Genomic DNA, 19,317 nt, shown 5'->3' with positions numbered 1-19,317 from the left:
CAGTAGGAGCTGCCGAAGGCTGCGATCCTTCTTTTAAAAAATCAAAGTCAAAAGATCGCAACCTGCGGCAGCTCCTACAGGATTTGGTGCGTTTCATCAGATGCCTTTGAAGATCCCGGGCCGCCGCTCAACCAGCGACCGCACACCTTCCTTGGCATCCTCGCTGGCCAGCAACTTCTTCACCAGCGCCGGCAAGCCCTGTGCTGCCGCCGTCTCACCTTCATACCGCGCCTGGCGCGCCGACATCAACGTCGCCTGCACCCCTAACGGCGCCTGTTGCGCAATCCGTTCGGCCAGTTCAATTGCCCGGGGCAGCAGATCCTCGCTGGCCATCACTTCCTGCACCAATCCCAAGTGCAGGGCATCGTGTGCATCGAATTCGTCTCCGGTCAGCAACCACCGCATGGCATTGCCCCAACCGGCTACCTGATGAAAGCGCAGAGTCGCGCCGCCAAAAGGAAAGATCCCACGCTGCACTTCCATCTGGGCGAACCGGGTATTGCTCGCGCAAAGGTTGATATCAGCGGCCAGCATCAGCTCGATGCCGATGGTCAGGCAGTAACCCTGTGCCGCGACAATCACCGGTTTGCTCACCCGTGGGCCGACGAAAACACCCCACGGATCGCAACCGCCGGTCGGAACTACCCAGCCTTGGGCAAGTGCCGAGCTGGCATTGACCAGATCCAGGCCGGCGGTAAAGTGTTCGCCATGGCCGAACACCACTGCCACCCGCGCCTCGCTATCCGCCTCGAACTCGCCATACGCCAGGCTCAGCTCATTGAGCAGGTCGAGGTCGAAAGCATTGCGCTTGGCGGCTCGGTCGAGGCCGATCAGGTGGACATGGCCACGACGTTCACGGCTGACGCGGCCGGGGCAGGGCTGATTCATGGATAACTCCTCGGGCGGGAAGGGCGGGTGCAGCGACGGTATGCCGCAGATCGATGAATCGTTTAAGCGTCATCACCTGCGTGGCCGGGCCTTTGAAAAATAGACCTTCGCACGATTATCCGCAAAACCCCGTTACACAGCGGTGACACACGCATTCAGGCAATAAAAAAAGCTCCCTATTTTGGCGAAATCCGGTATAGTGCGCGCCGGCCTTTAACAGGGCCGCGTTTAGGTAGCGCAATTCCCCGAAGTCAGCTTCGGCTGCACGTCCGCATTGCGGGCTCTTCCCGGACGATTCTTTTTTTTCATTCATACGTTTTCGCAAATCCCCGCCGACAAAGCTGCCAGGGCGACTCTTGAGTCTCAACACGGCATGCGCAGCTTTGGAGCATGGGTCTTTGCGGATGCACTTAGAGGCAGACCCATGACCCAGGAAACCGGCGGATTCGCCGCTTTTAATCTTAACCCGAATATTCTTGCAGCCGTCGCAGCGACCGGCTACGAAGAGCCTTCGGCGATTCAGCAGCAATCGATCCCGATCATCATGGCCGGCCAGGACATGATTGGCCAGGCGCAAACCGGTACCGGTAAAACCGCCGCGTTCGCTCTGCCTATTCTGCACCGCATCGATCCTGCCAAGCGCGAACCGCAAGCCCTGATCCTGGCGCCAACCCGAGAGTTGGCGCTGCAAGTAGCAACCGCTTTTGAAACCTACGCCAAGCAAATGCCAGGCGTCACCGTTGTGGCCGTTTACGGCGGCGCGCCGATGGGCCCGCAACTGAAAGCAATCCGTAATGGCGCGCAGATCGTTGTCGCTACCCCGGGTCGTCTGTGTGACCACCTGCGTCGCGACGAGAAAGTGCTGTCGACCGTGAACCACCTGGTTCTCGACGAAGCTGACGAAATGTTGAAGCTGGGCTTCATGGATGACCTGGAAGTCATCTTCAAGGCTCTGCCAGCGACCCGTCAGACCGTTCTGTTCTCGGCTACCCTGCCGCAGTCGATCCGCGCCATTGCCGAACGCCACCTGCGCGATCCGCAACACGTCAAGATCCAGACCAAGACCCAGACCGTTACCGCGATCGAACAGGCTCACCTGTTGGTTCACGCTGACCAGAAGACTTCGGCCGTTCTCAGCTTGCTGGAAGTGGAAGACTTCGACGCTCTGATCATGTTCGTGCGCACCAAGCAAGCGACTCTGGATCTGGCCAGTGCCCTGGACGCCAAAGGCTACAAAGCCGCTGCGCTGAACGGTGACATCGCTCAGAACCAGCGTGAGCGCGTGATCGACTCGCTCAAGGATGGCCGTCTGGACATCGTTGTTGCGACCGACGTTGCTGCTCGTGGTCTGGACGTTCCGCGCATCACCCACGTTTTCAACGTGGACATGCCGTACGATCCGGAATCCTACGTTCACCGTATCGGCCGTACCGGCCGTGCCGGTCGCGAAGGTCGTGCGCTGCTGCTGGTGACTCCGCGTGAGCGCCGCATGCTGCAAGTGATCGAGCGTGTAACCGGTCAGAAAGTGGCTGAAGTTCGTCTGCCGGACGCTCAGGCTGTTCTCGATGCGCGCATCAAGAAACTGACCAACAGCCTGTCGCCGCTGGTCGCTGATGCCGAATCGACTCACGGTGAACTGCTCGATCGTCTGACCGCGGACATCGGCTGCACCCCGCGTGCTCTGGCTGCTGCTCTGCTGCGCAAGGCCACTAACGGTCAAGCGCTGAACCTGGCTGCAATCGAGAAGGAACGTCCACTGGTGCCGAACAACGCACCGCGTGGCGACCGTCCTGAGCGTACCGGTGATCGTCCGGATCGTGGTGACCGCGAGCGTCGTGCGCCAATGCCTTTGGGCGAAGGCCGTGCTCGTTGCCGTACCGCGCTGGGTGCGCGTGACGGTATCGCCGCCAAGAACCTGCTGGGCGCCATCCTCAACGAAGGTGGTCTGGCCCGTGAAGCGATCGGTCGCATTCAGGTGCGTGACAGCTTCAGCCTCGTTGAGCTGCCGGAAGATGGTCTGGACAAACTCCTGACCAAGCTGAAGGACACTCGCGTTGCCGGTAAGCAGCTGAAACTGCGTCGCTATCGTGAAGATTGATCCGCCCTTGGGCTGATTGATCGAACATAAAAAATCCCCGACTGGTTCGGGGATTTTTTTTGCCTGTTTGAAAGATCAAAAGATCGCAGGGTAGGAGCTTCTGAAGGCTGCGATCTTTTGATTTTGCCTTTAGCCGAAGCGGTAAATATCCATACCCAGCGCACCCATGGTGAATCCCTTATGCGCCACACTGAATTCACCCCCGGCACCCCGGGCAAAGTACAACGGCAACAAATGCTCATCACTTGGATGGCTGCGCACCGCGTTCGGTGCCTGCTGGCGGTAGTCATGCAGCGCCGCTTCATCATCGGTCGCAAGCTTTTCGATCACCCAGTCACGGAAGTCTTTTGCCCACGGCTCCACGCTTTCCGGACCGGCATGCCAGTCCAGCTCGCGCAGGTTGTGGGTGATGCTGCCCGAGCCGATCAACAAAATCCCTTGTTCACGCAAGCCTGCCAACGCACGACCAACACGGGTTTGCAGCGCTGGACCGCCGCGACTCGGCAGCGAAACCTGCACCACCGGAATGTCAGCTTGCGGGTACATCAGCGACAGCGGCACCCACACGCCGTGGTCGAACGGCCGTTGCGGATCGAGGCGTGCCGGCAGGTCGTTGGCGCTCAGCAACTCGGCGACTTCGACAGCCAATTGCGGATTGCCCGGTGCCGGGTACTGCACTTCAAACAACGCCCGAGGGAAGCCGCCGAAGTCATGCCAGGTCTCGGGCTGCGGATGGCTGCTGACCAGCAATTCGTGGCTCTCCCAGTGTGCGGAGACGATCACGATAGATTTAGGTCGGGGCAGTTCAGCGGCCAGTCGGGCTAGCGCCGGGCCACTCGCGCCGGGCTCCAGTGCAAGCATGGGTGAACCATGGGAAATAAACAGGCTGGGAAACATGATGGGTTCCTGAGCGTTAAGATGACTCATCTTCAGCCACATCATTGATCTAAATCTAATATAAGTTTTAACGCTTTTTGATCGAATTTTTAGGGGGATTCATGCAGCCTGAGTTTTGGCACAAGAAGTGGGCTTCGGACCAGATCGGTTTTCATTTGCCTGAGGTGAACCCGCATCTACAACGGCACTGGCCTGACCTCCCGATTCCTGCGCAGGCGCGGGTGTTGGTTCCGTTGTGTGGGAAAAGTCTGGATTTGCTGTGGTTAGCTGGGCGTGGCCATCAGGTGCTCGGGATTGAGTTGTCGGAAAAGGCCATTGAGGCCTTTTTCAGTGAGCAACATGTACAGCCGCAGGTTAGCGAGACAGACGGGTTCAAGGTCTATCGTGCCGACTCCATTGAATTGTGGTGCGGTGATGTCTTCACGCTCACGGCAGAGGATGTGGCTGATTGCACGGCGCTGTACGACCGGGCAGCGCTGATAGCCTTGCCGCCGCCGATGCGTGAGCGCTATGTGGCGCATCTTCAGCAGATCCTGCCGCAGGGAGTGCAAGGGTTGCTGATTACGCTGGATTACGATCAGGCGCAGATGCCCGGGCCGCCGTTTGCAGTGGTGGATGATGAGGTGCAGCGGTTGTTGGGCGGTGCTTGGCAGGTGCAGGTGCTGGAAGAGCAGGATGTGCTGAGTGAGAGCGGGAAGTTTCTGCAGGCCGGGGTGACGCGGCTGGAGGAGCGGGTTTACCGTATTTCGCCTCGTTAGTTTGTGTTGGCTGTTCCGGCCTCATCGTTGGCAAGCCAGCAATCAGGCCAGTGGGAACAACCCATTACTCTAAGCAAAAAAAGGCCCGCATCACTGCGGGCCTTCTTGTTTTTACGCCAGTCTGATCAACCGCGACGACGCAATGCGTCGATACGCTCTTCCAGCGGCGGGTGGCTCATGAACATGCGGGCGAAGCCCTGTTTGATGCCACCGTTGATGCCAAAGGCGTTCAGGGTGTCCGGCATGTGCACCGGCAGACCCTGCTCGGCGCGCAGGCGTTGCAGGGCGCCGATCATTGCGCTGGTGCCAGCCAGACGCGCACCGGCTTCGTCTGCGCGGAATTCGCGTTTGCGCGAGAACCACATGACGATCGAGCTGGCCAGAATACCCAGTACCAGCTCGGCGAAGATGGTTGCCACGTAGTAGGCAATGCCCTGGCCTTCTTCGTTCTTGAAGATCACCTTGTCGACGAAGTTGCCGATGATCCGCGCGAAAAACATCACGAAGGTGTTCACCACGCCCTGGATCAGCGCCAGGGTGACCATGTCACCGTTGGCGACGTGGCCGATTTCGTGGGCCAGCACGGCTTTCACTTCATCGGGCGAAAACCGTTCGAGCAGGCCCTGGCTGACTGCGACCAATGCGTCGTTCTTGTTCCAGCCCGTGGCGAACGCGTTCGCTTCGTAGGCCGGGAAAATACCGACTTCGGGCATCTTGATCCCGGCTTCGCGGGACAATTGCTCAACGGTTTGCAGCAGCCATTGCTCATGCCGGGTACGTGGCTGGCTGATGATCTGGGTACCGGTGCTCATCTTCGCCATCCACTTGGAGATGAATAGCGAGAACAGCGAGCCGGCGAAACCAAAGACCGCACAGAAAACCAGCAGCTGACTAAGGTCGAGATCAACCCCGTTGGCCGCCATGAACCCGTTGAAGCCGAAAAGGCTCAGGGTGATGCTGGCTATCAGCACGACCGCCAGGTTAGTGGCCAAAAACAGCAGGATGCGCATCATGGTTGTAGAAATCTCCTCAAGCTAAAGATGTAGCGTACTGCGGGGTATATAAGGTGCGGCACCCGGCTATTCAACTGGGTGACTATTTCAAACTGTGTCCTACAGCAGTTTCCTCGGCGCGCGACCTGTTTCCCACGACAGACACCGACACGGACGACGGGCAGTCGCGACCCGTCGCCATTGCGTCAGACGCAGGTAACCGGTACGAAACGCAAGTGTAGAAGGCGTGTGGATGTGGGTAGTGCAGAAGTGTTGCTGAATCAGACAGTGCGCAACGTTTGGGTCGTTGCGCACTGCTGGCCAGTTATTGGCGGTATGACTTGAGAAAGCTGCCGATACGGCCAATCGCCATTTCCAGATCATCGACGCGGGGCAGTGTGACGACGCGGAAGTGATCCGGCCACGGCCAGTTGAACGCTGTACCTTGCACCACCAGCAGCTTTTCGGAGAGCAGCAGGTCGAGGACGAATTTTTCGTCGTTGTGGATCGGACAGACCTTCGGGTCGATCCGTGGGAAGGCGTACAGCGCACCCATTGGCTTGACGCAGCTCACGCCGGGAATGTCGTTGAGCAGCTCCCAGGTGCGGTTGCGCTGCTCCAGCAGGCGACCCTGCGGCAACACCAGATCGTTGATGCTCTGATAGCCGCCCAGTGCGGTCTGAATGGCATGCTGGCTCGGCACGTTGGCGCACAGGCGCATGTTGGCCAGCATGTCGATGCCTTCGATGTAGCTCTGGGCATTGTGCTTCGGCCCGGAAATCGCGATCCAGCCGGAGCGGAAACCGGCCACGCGATAGGATTTGGAAAGACCGTTGAAGGTCAGGCACAGCAGGTCCGGAGCCAGCGAAGCGGTGCAGATGTGCACGGCGTCGTCGTACAGAATCTTGTCGTAGATTTCGTCGGAGAACACCACCAGATTGTGCTGACGGGCCAGCTCGAGCATGCCCAGCAACACTTCTTTTGAATACACCGCGCCAGTCGGGTTGTTCGGGTTGATGATCACCATGGCCTTGGTGTTCGGGGTGATCTTGGCCTTGATGTCGGCCAGGTCCGGGAACCAGTCGGCGCCTTCGTCGCACAGGTAATGCACGGCGTTGCCGCCGGCCAGACTGACGGCGGCGGTCCATAGCGGGTAATCCGGCGCTGGCACCAGCACTTCGTCACCGTTGTTGAGCAGTGCCTGCAAGGACATCACGATCAGCTCGGACACGCCGTTGCCCAGGTAGATGTCTTCGATACCGACACCTTCCACCTGCTTTTGCTGGTAGTACTGCATCACGGCCTTGCGCGCGCTGAACAGACCTTTGGAGTCGCTGTAGCCTTGCGCGGTCGGCAGGTTGCGGATCACATCCTGAAGGATTTCGTCCGGCGCTTCGAAACCAAACGGCGCCGGGTTGCCGATGTTCAGCTTGAGGATGCGCTGGCCTTCCTCCTCCAGACGTTTGGCGTGCTTTAGCACCGGGCCGCGAATGTCGTAGCAGACGTTGGCGAGCTTGTTCGATTTGCTGAACTGCATGGCGATGTGATCCCGAAAATGAACGATCCAGGCGGCGGATGGACAACCGTACTGGGATTCCTGCGTCTTCACACAGGCGGACGTCTGAGCCGTGGCTCCGAGAATCCGTTTGAATGCGCCCGGTCTGGCTGCCAGACTGGCGCGTGACGAGGCGCAATCATACGTGCCGCCCGATCCGTGGAAAAGGTACAGATCGGGCTTTTTCAGCCGCTGAGGTGTGATGATGGAAAAGTTGGAAAAAACCCTGGAAGAGTGGAAAGCCATGCTCGATCCGCAGCAGTACGAGGTTTGTCGCCTCAGTGCGACCGAGCGACCGTTCTCCGGCAAATACAATGCCACCAAAAGCGCTGGTGTTTACCACTGCGTGTGCTGCAACGAGGCGCTGTTCGATTCCAATACCAAATTCGATTCCGGCTGCGGCTGGCCGAGCTTTTACGCGCCGATCGGTGAAAGCGCCATGACCGAGATTCGCGACATCAGCCACGGCATGATTCGCACCGAAGTCAAATGCGCCCGTTGTGACGCGCACCTGGGGCACGTGTTCCCGGATGGCCCGCCACCGACCGGTTTGCGTTACTGCATCAACTCGGTGTGTCTGGATCTGGTGCCCCGCGAGTAGGTGATCGGGTGGCCCTAGGGTCGCCTTTCTGATAATTAAATTGCACGCAATTTAATTGCTCGCTATGTTTGGCCTTTCCCGATGATCTGAGGAGCCCGTCTCATGAGCGACAACCTGCTGAGTATCCCGTGCACCACCATCAAGGGGGAGCAAAAGACCCTGGCCGATTTCGCCGGCAAAGCCGTGCTGGTGGTCAATACCGCGAGCAAGTGCGGTTTCACTCCGCAATACAAAGGTCTGGAAGCGCTGTGGCAGACCTACAAGGATCAAGGCCTGGTGGTGCTGGGCTTTCCGTGCAACCAGTTCGGCAAGCAGGAGCCGGGCAACGAGGGCGCAATCAGCGAGTTCTGCGAATTGAATTTTGGTGTCAGCTTCCCGCTGTTCAAGAAGATCGAAGTCAATGGCGCCGGAGCCCATCCGCTGTTTGTGCAATTGAAGAAGCGCGCTCCCGGCGTACTGGGCTCGCAAGGCATCAAGTGGAACTTCACCAAATTTCTGATCGGCAAGGACGGCCAGTTGGTCAAGCGCTTCGCCCCGGCCACCAAGCCGCAGGATCTGAGTCGCGAGATCGAAGCCCTGCTCAAATGAACAACCTGCCCGTTGATTCGCTGAAGCTCGACAGTCAGTTGTGCTTCAAGTTGTATGCCGCGTCCCGGGCGGTGATTCGCGGCTATAAGCCGATGCTTGATCAGCTTGGCCTGACGTATCCGCAGTATCTGGCGATGCTGGTGTTGTGGGAATGGCAGGAGTGCGGGCCGGAGCAACCGACCGTCAAGGCTTTGGGTGAGCGTCTGACGCTGGATTCCGGAACGCTGACGCCATTGCTCAAGCGTCTGGAGCATTTGCAACTGGTTCAGCGTCAGCGCTCGGTGCGCGATGAACGTGAAGTGCATTTGAGTCTGACGCCAGAAGGGCAATTGCTGCGCGAGCAGGTCGGGCCACTCAAGGCCCGCCTGCTGTGCGACAGCGGGGTCGATCTGGACCGACTCAACGCATTGCGCGACGGTCTCGATCAGTTACTGGGGCAGATCAAGGCGCTGTCGTAGTCCGGATCCACTGATCCAGCAGCGCCGCCAGTTCTTCTCGGCGAAACGGCTTGGCCAGATAGTCGCTCATGCCCGCGGCCCGGCAGCGTTCGCGTTCTTCAGACATGGCATTGGCCGTCAGGGCAACGATTGGCAGGTCCGGCCATCGACCGCTCTGGCGGATCTGCCGGCTCGCCTCGTAGCCGTCCATGACCGGCATGTTGCAGTCCATCAACACCAGATCGAAGGCGTGATATTCCAGTTGATCCAGTGCTTCGGCGCCATGGGCGGCGACGATGACATCACAGCCGAGTTTGCCGAGCATGCCTTTGGCGACCAGTTGATTGACCGGGTTGTCTTCGACCAGCAGCACCCGACCGCGTCGTATGGATGGCGACGTATCCACCTGTGCGTCGCTGATAGTGGTGACGTCCGGTTGCAGGGTCCGTCGCAGGTTCTGGTAGAGCGCGTTACGCGCCAGCGGTCGTGCCTGCTGTTGCAGTGGGGCGAGGGCTGCCGCCTCTTCGCTGGGCAGAAAACTGCCATAGGCCGTTACCAGCAGAATGGGCGCGCCGAGTGTAGGACGCAGCCCGAACAGACACTCCGGACAGTCGGTAATCACCACGTCCGGCGTCACGCCCAACAGTGAGTCGTCGAGGGTGCGTTGCTCATACTCAAGCCCCCAGACCGGCAGCAAGCTTCTTAACAACTCGGCCAGGCCACTGCTGGCCGGGGTGATGGCGAGGACTTTGCCCTGCAGAGGCGCCGGAGCCAGCGCGCGCGTATGGCAGGGCAGTGGCAGTTCGGCGCAGAACTGACTGCCGAAACCGGTCTCTGAACTGATGGTCAGGCGCCCCCGCATCGCTTCGCAGAGGTTGTACGTCAGCGCCAGCCCCAGTCCTGTGCCGCCGTACTGACGGGTGATACCTGCGCCCGCCTGAGTGAACGGCTGGAAGATTCTCACCTGGGCTTCCTGTGCGATGCCGATACCGGTGTCGCAGACTTCGATACGCACGCCATCCTGGTAGGCCGACAAGCGCACATCGACCCGACCGAAGCGAGTGAATTTCAGCGCGTTGGACAGCAGGTTGCTGACGATCTGTCGAACCCGGGTCGGATCCCCCAGTACCAGCGCCGGAAAATGCGGATCGATCAGGCAGGTCAGCTCGACGCTCGGCGCCGCGTTTTGCGAGAGCAGGTTGGCGGTGTCTTCGATCAATGAGCCGAGATCGAACGGAATGTGTTCAAGCTCCAGTTGCCCGGCATCGAACTTCGACAGGTCGAGAATATCGTTGAGCAACTCCACCAGCACTTTTCCCGAGTCGTGGGCGATCGACAGTTGTTGCTGCTGCTCGGCGTTCAGTGGCCCGTCGAGCGACAACGCAATCATCCCCAGCAGGCCGTTGAGCGGCGTGCGGATCTCATGGCTCATGTTGGCGAGGAACGCCGAGCGGGCTTCGGCCATTTCCAGTGCCGTGCTGCGGGCGACTTCGAGTTCCTCATTGGACTGGCTGAGTCGCGTGTTGATGGCCTTGAGTTCGGCGGTTCGCGCCGAGACGATGGTTTCCAGTTGGCCGAGGTAGTCGGTCAGACGGTTTTCAGCGTTGCGCCGCTGCTGGATCTCGGTGGCGATGTTCTCGAATTGCTGATTGGCGACTTTGACCAGCACGCCGATTTCATCGTTGGCGTGTCCGGCCGGACACTCCAGCGTGGTCGCTTCGGCGCTGCGCGGATCGCGCCCGCTGAGTTCGCGGATCACCCGCACCAGCGGTTTGGTGAGCATCACGTAGAACAGCGCCAACAGGAGCCCGGTCAGGATCAGGCTGCGGGCGAACCCGTTGAGCAGGGTGATCTCGGCCCGGCGCAGGAAGCGGCTGCCGAAGGCATAGGTATCCACTTCCAGGCTCAAGACACCCAGCGATTCGTTGGGTAGATGGTCCAGATACAGGCGATCTTCGAACTGGCGTTTGGCACCGAACAGGAAGTCGCTGATCATTCGATAGCTGCTTTGCAGCTCAGGGCGTTTGACGCTGGCCAGCACGGTATTGTTGTTGTCGGTCAACTGCGCCGAAATGATTGCCGGTGAACGCAACAGGCCCAGGGTGAGTTCCTGAGCCAGTTCGGCATCGATGTTGTAGGCGATACGTGATGCCGGGTTGTGGCTGATTTCCAGCAAAGACAGGATTTCACGGTTGATGGAGGCGTCTTCGCTGGCATAATCGATGCCGATTTGCAGCAGGCTGAGCAGCGTGCCCAGAATGAACCCGACCAGCACAGTAAGCCTGGCTTGTTTGTACGACAGCCGGTGGGTGAATTTGATATCCATGGGGTGTTGAACCACTTCCGTTTCCCTTCGCTGCTCAAGCATAGTCGATCATGTATCGATACCGAGGTTCCCGAATCGCCTTGTAACAAGGCACGGGGCGGGAATTTTGATCCGCGAGTCGTCGCTGGATCGCCATCATCACTGTGAACGTGCCCGAGGAGAAGATGTGGATTCCCGATTGAATGCTTTTCTTGAACGTGCCGAGTCGGTTCTGGCGCGGATCGAACCGTTGTTGCCGGCGCCGCGCCCGGTGATCGACTGGGGCACTTGCCTGGCCGCGCGCTGGCAGCGTGACGGCCGCAGCGGATATTTGCTGCCGCTGGAAGTCAGCCTTGATATGCGTTTGTCCGACCTGATCGGTGTTGACCGGCAACTGGAACAACTGGGCCGCAATACCCAGCAATTTCTTGATGGCATGCCGGCCAACCATGCGCTGCTCTGGGGCTCGCGCGGGACCGGAAAGTCCTCGCTGGTACGGGCGTTGCTCGCTGAACACGCCGAGGCGGGCCTGCGTTTGATCGAGATCGAGCGCGACCATCTGGCCGACTTGCCGCGGGTGGTCGAGCAAATCGGCAAACTGCCGCAACGTTTTGTGTTGTTTTGCGATGACTTGTCGTTCGAATCCGGTGAGGGCGATTACCGCGTGCTCAAAAGCGTGCTCGACGGCTCGCTGGAACAGGCGCCGGACAACGTCTTGCTGTACGCCACTTCCAACCGTCGCCACCTGGTGCCGGAGAAGGAAAGCGACAACGAAAACTGGAAACGCGTTGACGGCGAACTGCACCCCAGCGAAGCGGTGGAAGACAAGATCGCGCTGTCGGACCGTTTTGGTCTTTGGTTGTCGTTTTATCCGTTTACTCAAGAACACTTCCTCAACGTCGTCGAACACTGGATCGGCCAACTGGCCGCCAAGGCTGGTCTGAGCTGGCAGCGCGACGAAGAGCTGGACATCCTCGCCGTGCGTTGGGCCACCGGCCGCGGTAATCGCAACGGACGTTGCGCATACCAATTCGCCCGTTACTGGGTGGGACTGAAATTGCTGGAGCACAAGCCATGATTGATTTGCAACAAAGCGGCCAGGGCCTCGAAGGCTATGGCATGTTGGCTGCACAACTGGAATCGCTGCTGGCGGACGAGCGCGATTTTATCGCCAACGCCGCGCAGTTCTCGGCATTCCTGTTCAACCAGCTCGATGACCTGAACTGGGCCGGTTTTTACCTCAATCGCAACGAAGAGCTGGTACTCGGCCCGTTCCAGGGCCAGATCGCTTGCGTACGCATTCCGTTTGGGCGCGGCGTATGTGGCGCGGCGGCGGCCAGCCTGCAGACGCAGCGGGTTGAAGATGTGCATGCGTTTCCCGGCCATATCGCCTGCGACAGCGCCTCGAACAGTGAGCTGGTGGTGCCGTTGGTCAAAGAGGGTCGCCTGATCGGCGTGCTCGATCTCGACAGCCCGAAGCTCGCCCGTTTCGGTGCACAGGACCAGGCAGGAATCGAGCAACTGGCGGCGATTTTCCTGCGTCTGACCGACTGCTGATCACGCGCCAAGGCCAGCCTTGTGCAACAGGCTGGCCGTGTCCACGGCATCGATCTGCCGAGGATCGAGAAAGCGCTCGGCGTACTGCATATACACGCCGTCGTTGATGAACAATCCAAACAACTGCGCATCGATGTGCGCCTCGCGGCACATGGTCGCCATGATTCCCAATGCCTCGCTCAATGACTTGGCTTTCTTGTACGGGCGATCGGCAGCGGTCAGCGCCTCAAAAATATCGGCGATCGCCATCATCCGTGCCGGCAGGCTCATTTCTTCGCGCTTCAGGCGTTTGGGGTAGCCGGTGCCGTCCATTTTTTCATGATGCCCACCAGCGATTTCGGCAATGCTGTCGAGGTGGCCGGGGAAGGGCAGGTGACTGAGCATCATGATCGTCTGCACCATGTGGTGATTGATGATGTAGCGCTCTTCGCGGGTCAGTGTGCCGCGGGCGATGCTCAGGTTGTACAACTCGCCGCGATTGTATTTGTGGCGCGGCACATCCAGCTTGAAGCCCCACGGATTGTCTTCAGGGATCAACTCGTTTTTATCGCGATCGAGCAAATGTTCGGGTTTGTCCGCCAGCAGCTTTTCACTGACCGGCAAGTTTGGCGCAGGGGTTCGGGCCTGACGCTTGTTTTCTTCCCACGACACGCCCAGGCGGTCGTCCAGCGTGCGCAGCCAGGTGCGTTGGGACAGATCATTCAGACGTTGCAAATCTGCCTCGGCCATCGCTTCGCTGCCTAGGTTGCAACGGGCGACAAAGGCAAAGTCTGCGTCCAGTGCGCACAAGGTCTGCTCGCGCATTTCGGCCAGCGTCGCTTCGTCTCCACCTAGGGCCAGCGCCTGCCAGTAATTGATCCAGGCATCGCGCTTGAGCACTTCGAAGCGGGTTCGGATCTCGTGGATGCGATCGTTGATGGTTTCCAGTTTGGTGGCTTTGTCGACCACGTATTCTGGCGTCGTGACCTTGCCGCAGTCGTGCAGCCACGCGGCAATGTGCAAGGCTTCCCATTCGTCCTCGCTGGGCTGATAAGTGCTGAAGGCGGGCGCCTGACTCGCTGCCGCGGCTTGAGCGAGCATCAGCGTCAGTTCCGGTACGCGTTGGCAATGTCCGCCGGTATACGGGCTCTTGGCGTCGATGGCCCCGGCGAGCAACTGAATGAAGGCATCGAGCAATTGCTTCTGTCTGGCTTGCAGGCGCTGGCTCTCGATGCTCACCGCCGCAGCCCCGGACACCGCTTGCAAGAAGGCGATACGGTCGGGGCGCAGTTTTTCCAGATCGGCCGCGGTGCCGCTGTCGTTGATCAACAGGATCAAAAGGCCGATGGTTTCGTTGTGGCGGTTGCGCAGACGGATACCGATGAGATGGATCCTCGGCGCTGCCATTGCCAGCAGCACTTTCTGCAAATCCCCGGCGTTTTCGAAACCTAAGTTGCTCACCACGTTGTCGGCGCTGACCAGTTGTTCAAACCACGCCGGGCCCGCGCGCTCTTGCAGGTCGTGGCCCTGAATGTCGAACGCCTCCAGTGCTTGTGGCGCGCCATCGATTACCAGACCGTAAGGCTCCATGCGACTGCCGTCGTGTTCACGCAGATAAATCAGCCCTGCCTGAGCCTGGGCGATCTGCACCGTTTCAAACAGCACCCGTTGCAGCAGCGGTGCGAATCGGGTTTCGGCGCACAGGCTGTCGGTGATCCGGAAGAAGCTCGCCAAGGTGTCTTTCATCCGCGCCATCGACACGCTCAACTGGTCGACTTCCAGCACCGGCGAGCGTCGAGCCAGCGGAAAATTGAAGTCGAAACTGCGAATCGCATCGGCTTCCTTGACCAGCGCGTGCAAGGGCTTGACCAGAATTCGTGAGATCAGCCAGCCCAGTGGCAGGCATAGCAGCAAGGTGGCGAGAGTGATCAGCGCACCTTGCCAGCGCATGTGATAGGCATCGGCCAGCAATTCGTCTTCCGGCACCAGCAACGCCAGCTGCAAACCTTTCGGACCGCCTTCCTGAATGCTGCTGCGGGCGACAATCCATTGCCGGCCATCGGCATTCAGACGATTGCCGGTGTGCTCAGCGGACAGCAGCCTATTGAGGCTCGGACTCAAGTCAGCCACTTTGGCCAGGTGTGCGGTGCTGTCATTGACGATCAGTCGGCTACTGTCGGGGTAGGCCACGGCGTTGCCGTCGGAATCGAACAGGGCGATTTCGGTGGACGGTGTGACGACATGTTTACGCAAGGTGGCAGACAGGGCTACCAGCGTCAGATCGGCGCCAATGACCGCGTTTTCGCCACTGCGTCGGGCCAGCGTAGTGCCGACGTTGCGGGTTGAGAAAAAGACGTAGGGCTCTGTGGTGATTTGTTCGGTTTGCTGGCGGGCATTGATGTACCAGGCGCGGTCGCGCGGATCGTAGGGATCCCGGGGATTGTCCTGCCGGCTGATCGGCGTCAATGCCTGATCGAAGAACAGTGACTGCGAGCGCACTTCGCCGCGCGGGTCATGCTCGATGCTCCAGACCTGATACGCCGCCGTTTCGGGGGCGCTGAGCAGTGTTTTCAGGGCCGCGTTGCGTAGTGGGCGCACCATGAAGAAATCGCCGTTGGCATAACCCAGGTACAGCGAAGCGAGATTCGGGTTGTCCGTGAGGGACTGGCTGAACGGCCTGAGCAGCGGCAATCGTTGTTCAAGCCCCGAAGCCCGGGTAGCGGGATTGTCCGCCAGCAGGCTCAGCAGGTGACGGATCGGCTGATAGGTGGCAGACATGTCCAGGCGCACTTCCTGCTCGATCCGATCGAACAGCTTCTCGCTACTCGACAGGATGATCTGCGTCGTCTGGCGATAGTTGAACAGCCCCAGCACCACGCCTGTGAGCAACAGGAGAAACGTGAACATGACACTGATGTGTACGTGCAGCGGAAACCGGCGTTGCTCCGGGTGCAGTGGGCTGGGCATTTCGGGTTCTCCATGATGGTTAACTCACTGCTCAGCGCCAAGCATAGTTAAGGCAAGCTCATTGTGCTTTGGTCAGACAACGCCAATTGTTGTTGCAAGGCTTGCTCCAGGTCGAGCATTGCCCTGTTGCTCGCCTCGCAGAGGCGGGCGATCTCATCTGTTGGCAAAGCCTGCGCGCAGGCCTGTTCAAGAGCATTGCAACATTCGATCACCTGCGTCGCCTGCGCGATGCGCGCGGCGCCCTTGATTTTGTGAGCGACTACGGCCAACGCCCCGCGATCTTGTTGCGGCGATAGCGCGAGCAGTTCCTGTCGGTCGAGACGGCTGCTTTTTAGCAGCTCGACCAGCAGTCGTCGGGCCTGTGTCGGGTTGCCGCCGGTCAACAGGTTAAGGCTTTGCAGGTTGAATGCCGCAGGTTGCGACGCTGGAGTGATGCCGTCGACCCACTGGCTGAGGAGACTCAGGCTCAAGGGTTTGAACAGGCAGTCGTCCATGCCGGCCTGTTTGCAGCGTTGTATTTCTTCGGGTTGCGCATTGGCCGTGAAACCCAGCACGGTGCAGGGCGGCCAGCGGTTCTGCAGCTCCTGCTGGCGAATGGCACGGGTCAGCTCATAACCGTTCATCACTGGCATGTTGCAGTCGACAATCACCAGATCAAAGCCGCCATCCATCCACCGTTCAAGTCCGCTGCGGCCGTTCTCGGCGAGGCTGAAATGATGGCCGAGGAATTCCAGTTGCTGACACATCAACAGGCGGTTGGCCGGGTGGTCATCGACCACAAGCACCCGCAGAGGCGTTAGCGAAGTCTTGAGCGCGGGTTCGTTTCTGGTCGTGCTCACCTGGACAGGCAGAGTTTCCAGCGGCAGCGAAACGCAGACCTGAGTGCCGATTCCGGGCTGGCTGCTCAATTGCAGCTGGCCGCCCATCATTTCGCACAGGTTGCGACTGATGACCAGGCCCAGACCCGCGCCGCTTCTGGCTTGCTGATGGCTGTTTTCCGCTTGCGCGAAAGGTTCGAACAAGCGTTGCTGATCCTCCGCACTGATACCGACGCCGCTGTCCTGTACGGTCAGTTGCATCAGTGCCCGTGCAGGCATCTCCGTGTTCATGAGATCGAGGGTAATCCTGACGTGACCGTGCTCGGTGAACTTGATGGCATTGCTGACTAGATTGGACAGTACTTGTTTGAAGCGCAGCGGGTCCAGATCGACATCGACCGCCAGGTCCGGCGGGTTGACGATGACTTGCAGGGCGAGATTCTTCTGTCGGGCGAGGCCGTCGAAGATTCTGGCAACCGACGCCACCATGTCGACCAGATTGACCCGTTCAGGACAAAGACTCAGGCGCCCCGACTCGATCCGTGCAATGTCGAGAATGTCGCCGATCAGGCCCAGCAGATCCTTTGCCGAATGGTAGGCCGTATCGATCGACGAACGATCCGGATGCTGTGTGTCCATGCGTTTGAGCGTCAGTTCGAGCATGCCGATCACGGCGTTCATCGGGGTACGGATTTCATGGCTCATGGTGGCCAGAAACGTGCTTTTGGCGCGGTTGGCTTCATCCGCCTGTTCCTTGGCCGCGCGAAGGTCTTCGAACAGCTGGCGGCGTTCACTGATGTCGATCCAGCCACCGATGATGCCTTTCACATCGCCGCTGGAGTCGCGATAGGGAAGTATCCAGTGATAGATCGTCAGGCGGCGGTTGCCGATGTGCAGCGGCCGGTCGAGCACCAGCGGAGTGCCTTCTGCGACGACGCGCTGATAATCGGCTTGAAAGGCCTGTGCCTCGAAAGCGTTGCTCAGGGTGCCCTGCATGACGCTTTTGCCGATAACGTCCTCACGCTTGGCATTGAAGGCTTCGAGGTAGCTGTCATTGCAGCTTTGCAACAGGCCCTGGCGGTCGCGAACGTAGATCGGATGCGGCGTACCGTTGACCAGCGAGCGCATGAATTCGAACTGGTCGTTAAGGGCACGTTCGGCCGCCTGGCGTTGTTTGATCTGGTGTCGCATATAAGCATTCCAGGCCAGCAACAGCAGCAGAACCAGGCAAGCGGCAGTGATCATTTGATAGAACAGACGCTGGTAGTTGTGCCAGATATTCTGGGAGGCGGTGGAGTAACCGCGCCACCGGCCATTGATCACACCCAGCTCTTCCGGGGCAATGCTTAGCAGAGCTTTGTTGATGATCGAGCCCAGCTCCTTGTTGTCGCGGGCGGTCGCCAGAGAGAACGCGGCCTGACCGGTGCCGATGGTGGTGGTGATCTGCAATGGATGGTCAAAGATCCGCGAAGAAATGAAGTAATTGGCGATCACCAGCGAGTTCACCGCGCCGTCGACATGCCCCTCGGCAAGCAACGAAACGGCGCTGAAGGTATCGGCCGTTTCGATCAACTGAATGAGTGGAAACTCTCGGCGCAGGTACTCGACCATCGGGTTGCCCTGGGCGATAGCCAGCGGCTTGCCTTTGAGCTGGCCCAGATTGGTTGGGCCGTCGGCGCTCTTGCGGGTCAGCAAGACATAGGAGTTTTCCAGGTAAGGGCGACTGAAGTTCAGGGCTTTTTCCCGTTCGGCGGTCGGCAGCAGTGCTGCAATCAGATCGGCTTGATGGCTGTCGAGTTGCTTGATCATGTCCGCGTCGTTGCGACTGCGGCGGATCTCGAAACGCAGGCCGGTGCGCAATCGGATCAGTTCGAGCAGATCGGCGCTGATGCCGCGAAAATTTCCATCATTGTCGAAGAAGGTCAGCGGCGCAAACGCCTCATTGACCACCACGCTCACGACAGGGTGCTGTTTGAGCCACGCCTCTTCGCGCTGGGTCAGTTGCATTTTCTGATCGGTGAGCAACAGGTCGCTGCCGGCACTCCAGCGTTTGGCGATGTTGTCGCGTTCGCTGCTTGGCACCGCTTTGAGTACGGTGTCGATGATGCCCAACAGGTGCGGATTGTTTTGGCGTACGGCGAAGCTGAACCCCTGGGCTTCCTGTTTGCCGAAATTGGCCATGCGCACGTTGTTGAGGTAGCCCTTGTTGATCATGTAATGCGTGGAAATGGTATCGCCGAGAAACACATCGGCCTGATCGAATGCCACGGCGTTGATTGCATTCTGGTAGGAGGGATAGCAGGTAATCAGCGCTTTTGGATACAGCGCCTTGACCTCGGGCAACGGCAGATAGTGATAGACCATGCTCAGTCGCAGCCCCGCCAGGCCTTCGCTCAGTGAGCGGGTTTCGTCCTCGCGGGTGACGAGTACAGGCTGATCAATGGCATAGGGTGTGGAAAGCGCGAGGCTGGCGTTGCTCGCCTCGAAGCCGTTGGCTGTGCCGAGCAGGTCGACCTGGCCGTCGACCAGCGCGCGAATCGCAGCATCCCGGGAGGGGAAGCGCTGCACCCGGATTGGCAAACCGGTGGCCTGACTGAGGATTCCGGCGTAGTCAGCCGTCAGACCTTCGTAATCCTTTCCGCTGACAGTCATGTCAAAGGGTGGGTAGTCGGGCGCGGAAGTGCCGAGTATCAGTTCGCTGCGCTCATGCAGCCACTGCCGTTGGGACTGTTCGAGCGCGACCGGGACCGACTCGCTTGCCGACCGGCTGAGCAAGACATAGTCCGCCGAAGCGCCAGGCATGGCGAACACGTTGGCGCTCAAGTACAGACCGGCGCACAACGCAATTAAATAGTCCTTTAAACGACTGGGCATGCG

Annotated in this window: 14 protein-coding genes; 7 read left to right on the top strand and 7 right to left on the bottom strand. The window is 59.4% G+C overall.

From position 1 onward, the window contains the following. Positions 1-96 precede the first annotated feature (96 nt). On the bottom strand, positions 97-888 hold the full coding sequence (locus tag ACA069_RS19895) for a crotonase/enoyl-CoA hydratase family protein (RefSeq protein WP_187681367.1): 792 nt from the start codon (positions 886-888) through the stop codon (positions 97-99). Positions 889-1,312: 424 nt separating this feature from the next. Between ACA069_RS19895 and ACA069_RS19890 the strand changes: the two genes are divergently transcribed. Next, a complete protein-coding gene (locus ACA069_RS19890) occupies positions 1,313-2,986 on the top strand; it encodes a DEAD/DEAH box helicase (protein WP_008088238.1) in 1,674 nt (557 codons plus the stop codon). Between the two features lie 129 nt (positions 2,987-3,115). On the opposite strand, the gene ACA069_RS19885 is transcribed toward ACA069_RS19890, so the two are convergent. Then, positions 3,116-3,883 carry a DODA-type extradiol aromatic ring-opening family dioxygenase gene (locus ACA069_RS19885; RefSeq protein ID WP_497615066.1) on the bottom strand — a complete coding sequence of 256 codons (768 nt, stop codon included), beginning with the start codon at positions 3,881-3,883 and terminating at the stop codon, positions 3,116-3,118. Positions 3,884-3,984: 101 nt separating this feature from the next. On the opposite strand from ACA069_RS19885, the gene ACA069_RS19880 reads away from it, so the two are divergent. After that, complete coding sequence (locus ACA069_RS19880) at positions 3,985-4,641, top strand: thiopurine S-methyltransferase (RefSeq protein WP_497615065.1); 657 nt, start codon at positions 3,985-3,987, stop codon at positions 4,639-4,641. Between the two features lie 125 nt (positions 4,642-4,766). Here ACA069_RS19880 and htpX read toward each other — a convergent pair whose 3' ends face one another. After that, the gene (gene htpX / locus ACA069_RS19875; RefSeq protein ID WP_497615064.1) at positions 4,767-5,654 is read right to left on the bottom strand and encodes a protease HtpX; all 888 of its coding nucleotides are present in this window, start codon (positions 5,652-5,654) and stop codon (positions 4,767-4,769) included. A 304-nt stretch (positions 5,655-5,958) separates the two neighbouring features. Next, positions 5,959-7,170 carry a pyridoxal phosphate-dependent aminotransferase gene (locus ACA069_RS19870; RefSeq protein WP_187679570.1) on the bottom strand — a complete coding sequence of 404 codons (1,212 nt, stop codon included), beginning with the start codon at positions 7,168-7,170 and terminating at the stop codon, positions 5,959-5,961. A gap of 223 nt (positions 7,171-7,393) precedes the next feature. On the opposite strand from ACA069_RS19870, the gene msrB reads away from it, so the two are divergent. The 3 genes from msrB (at position 7,394) to ACA069_RS19855 (ending at position 8,835) form a co-directional block, all read left to right on the top strand. Next, the gene (gene msrB, locus ACA069_RS19865; RefSeq protein ID WP_497615063.1) at positions 7,394-7,789 is read left to right on the top strand and encodes a peptide-methionine (R)-S-oxide reductase MsrB; all 396 of its coding nucleotides are present in this window, start codon (positions 7,394-7,396) and stop codon (positions 7,787-7,789) included. 102 nt (positions 7,790-7,891) lie between these two features. Then, positions 7,892-8,377: a glutathione peroxidase gene (locus tag ACA069_RS19860; protein WP_497615062.1), complete on the top strand. Its 486-nt coding sequence runs from the start codon at positions 7,892-7,894 to the stop codon at positions 8,375-8,377. Next, on the top strand, positions 8,374-8,835 hold the full coding sequence (locus tag ACA069_RS19855) for a MarR family winged helix-turn-helix transcriptional regulator (protein ID WP_401267122.1): 462 nt from the start codon (positions 8,374-8,376) through the stop codon (positions 8,833-8,835). The genes ACA069_RS19860 and ACA069_RS19855 overlap by 4 nt, the downstream gene beginning before the upstream one ends. Here ACA069_RS19855 and ACA069_RS19850 read toward each other — a convergent pair. Then, on the bottom strand, positions 8,819-11,140 hold the full coding sequence (locus ACA069_RS19850; protein WP_497615061.1) for a hybrid sensor histidine kinase/response regulator: 2,322 nt from the start codon (positions 11,138-11,140) through the stop codon (positions 8,819-8,821). The genes ACA069_RS19855 and ACA069_RS19850 overlap by 17 nt on opposite strands. A gap of 166 nt (positions 11,141-11,306) precedes the next feature. On the opposite strand from ACA069_RS19850, the gene ACA069_RS19845 reads away from it, so the two are divergent. Both ACA069_RS19845 and ACA069_RS19840 read left to right on the top strand, forming a co-directional pair. Further along, positions 11,307-12,197 (top strand): ATP-binding protein, encoded by an 891-nt coding sequence (locus tag ACA069_RS19845; protein ID WP_489879092.1) that lies wholly within the window; start codon positions 11,307-11,309, stop codon positions 12,195-12,197. Further along, positions 12,194-12,676 (top strand): GAF domain-containing protein, encoded by a 483-nt coding sequence (locus tag ACA069_RS19840; protein ID WP_187679564.1) that lies wholly within the window; start codon positions 12,194-12,196, stop codon positions 12,674-12,676. Before ACA069_RS19845 ends, ACA069_RS19840 begins: the two co-directional genes overlap by 4 nt. On the opposite strand, the gene ACA069_RS19835 is transcribed toward ACA069_RS19840, so the two are convergent. After that, positions 12,677-15,622: an HD domain-containing phosphohydrolase gene (locus tag ACA069_RS19835; protein WP_497615060.1), complete on the bottom strand. Its 2,946-nt coding sequence runs from the start codon at positions 15,620-15,622 to the stop codon at positions 12,677-12,679. 47 nt (positions 15,623-15,669) lie between these two features. After that, positions 15,670-19,314, bottom strand: coding sequence for a transporter substrate-binding domain-containing protein (locus ACA069_RS19830; RefSeq protein ID WP_497615059.1), 3,645 nt, complete (start codon positions 19,312-19,314; stop codon positions 15,670-15,672). Between the last annotated feature and the right edge of the window lie 3 nt (positions 19,315-19,317).

Source organism: Pseudomonas sp. LBUM1652 (assembly GCF_059716105.1).
This window is presented reverse-complemented; position numbering and strand designations above follow the sequence as displayed.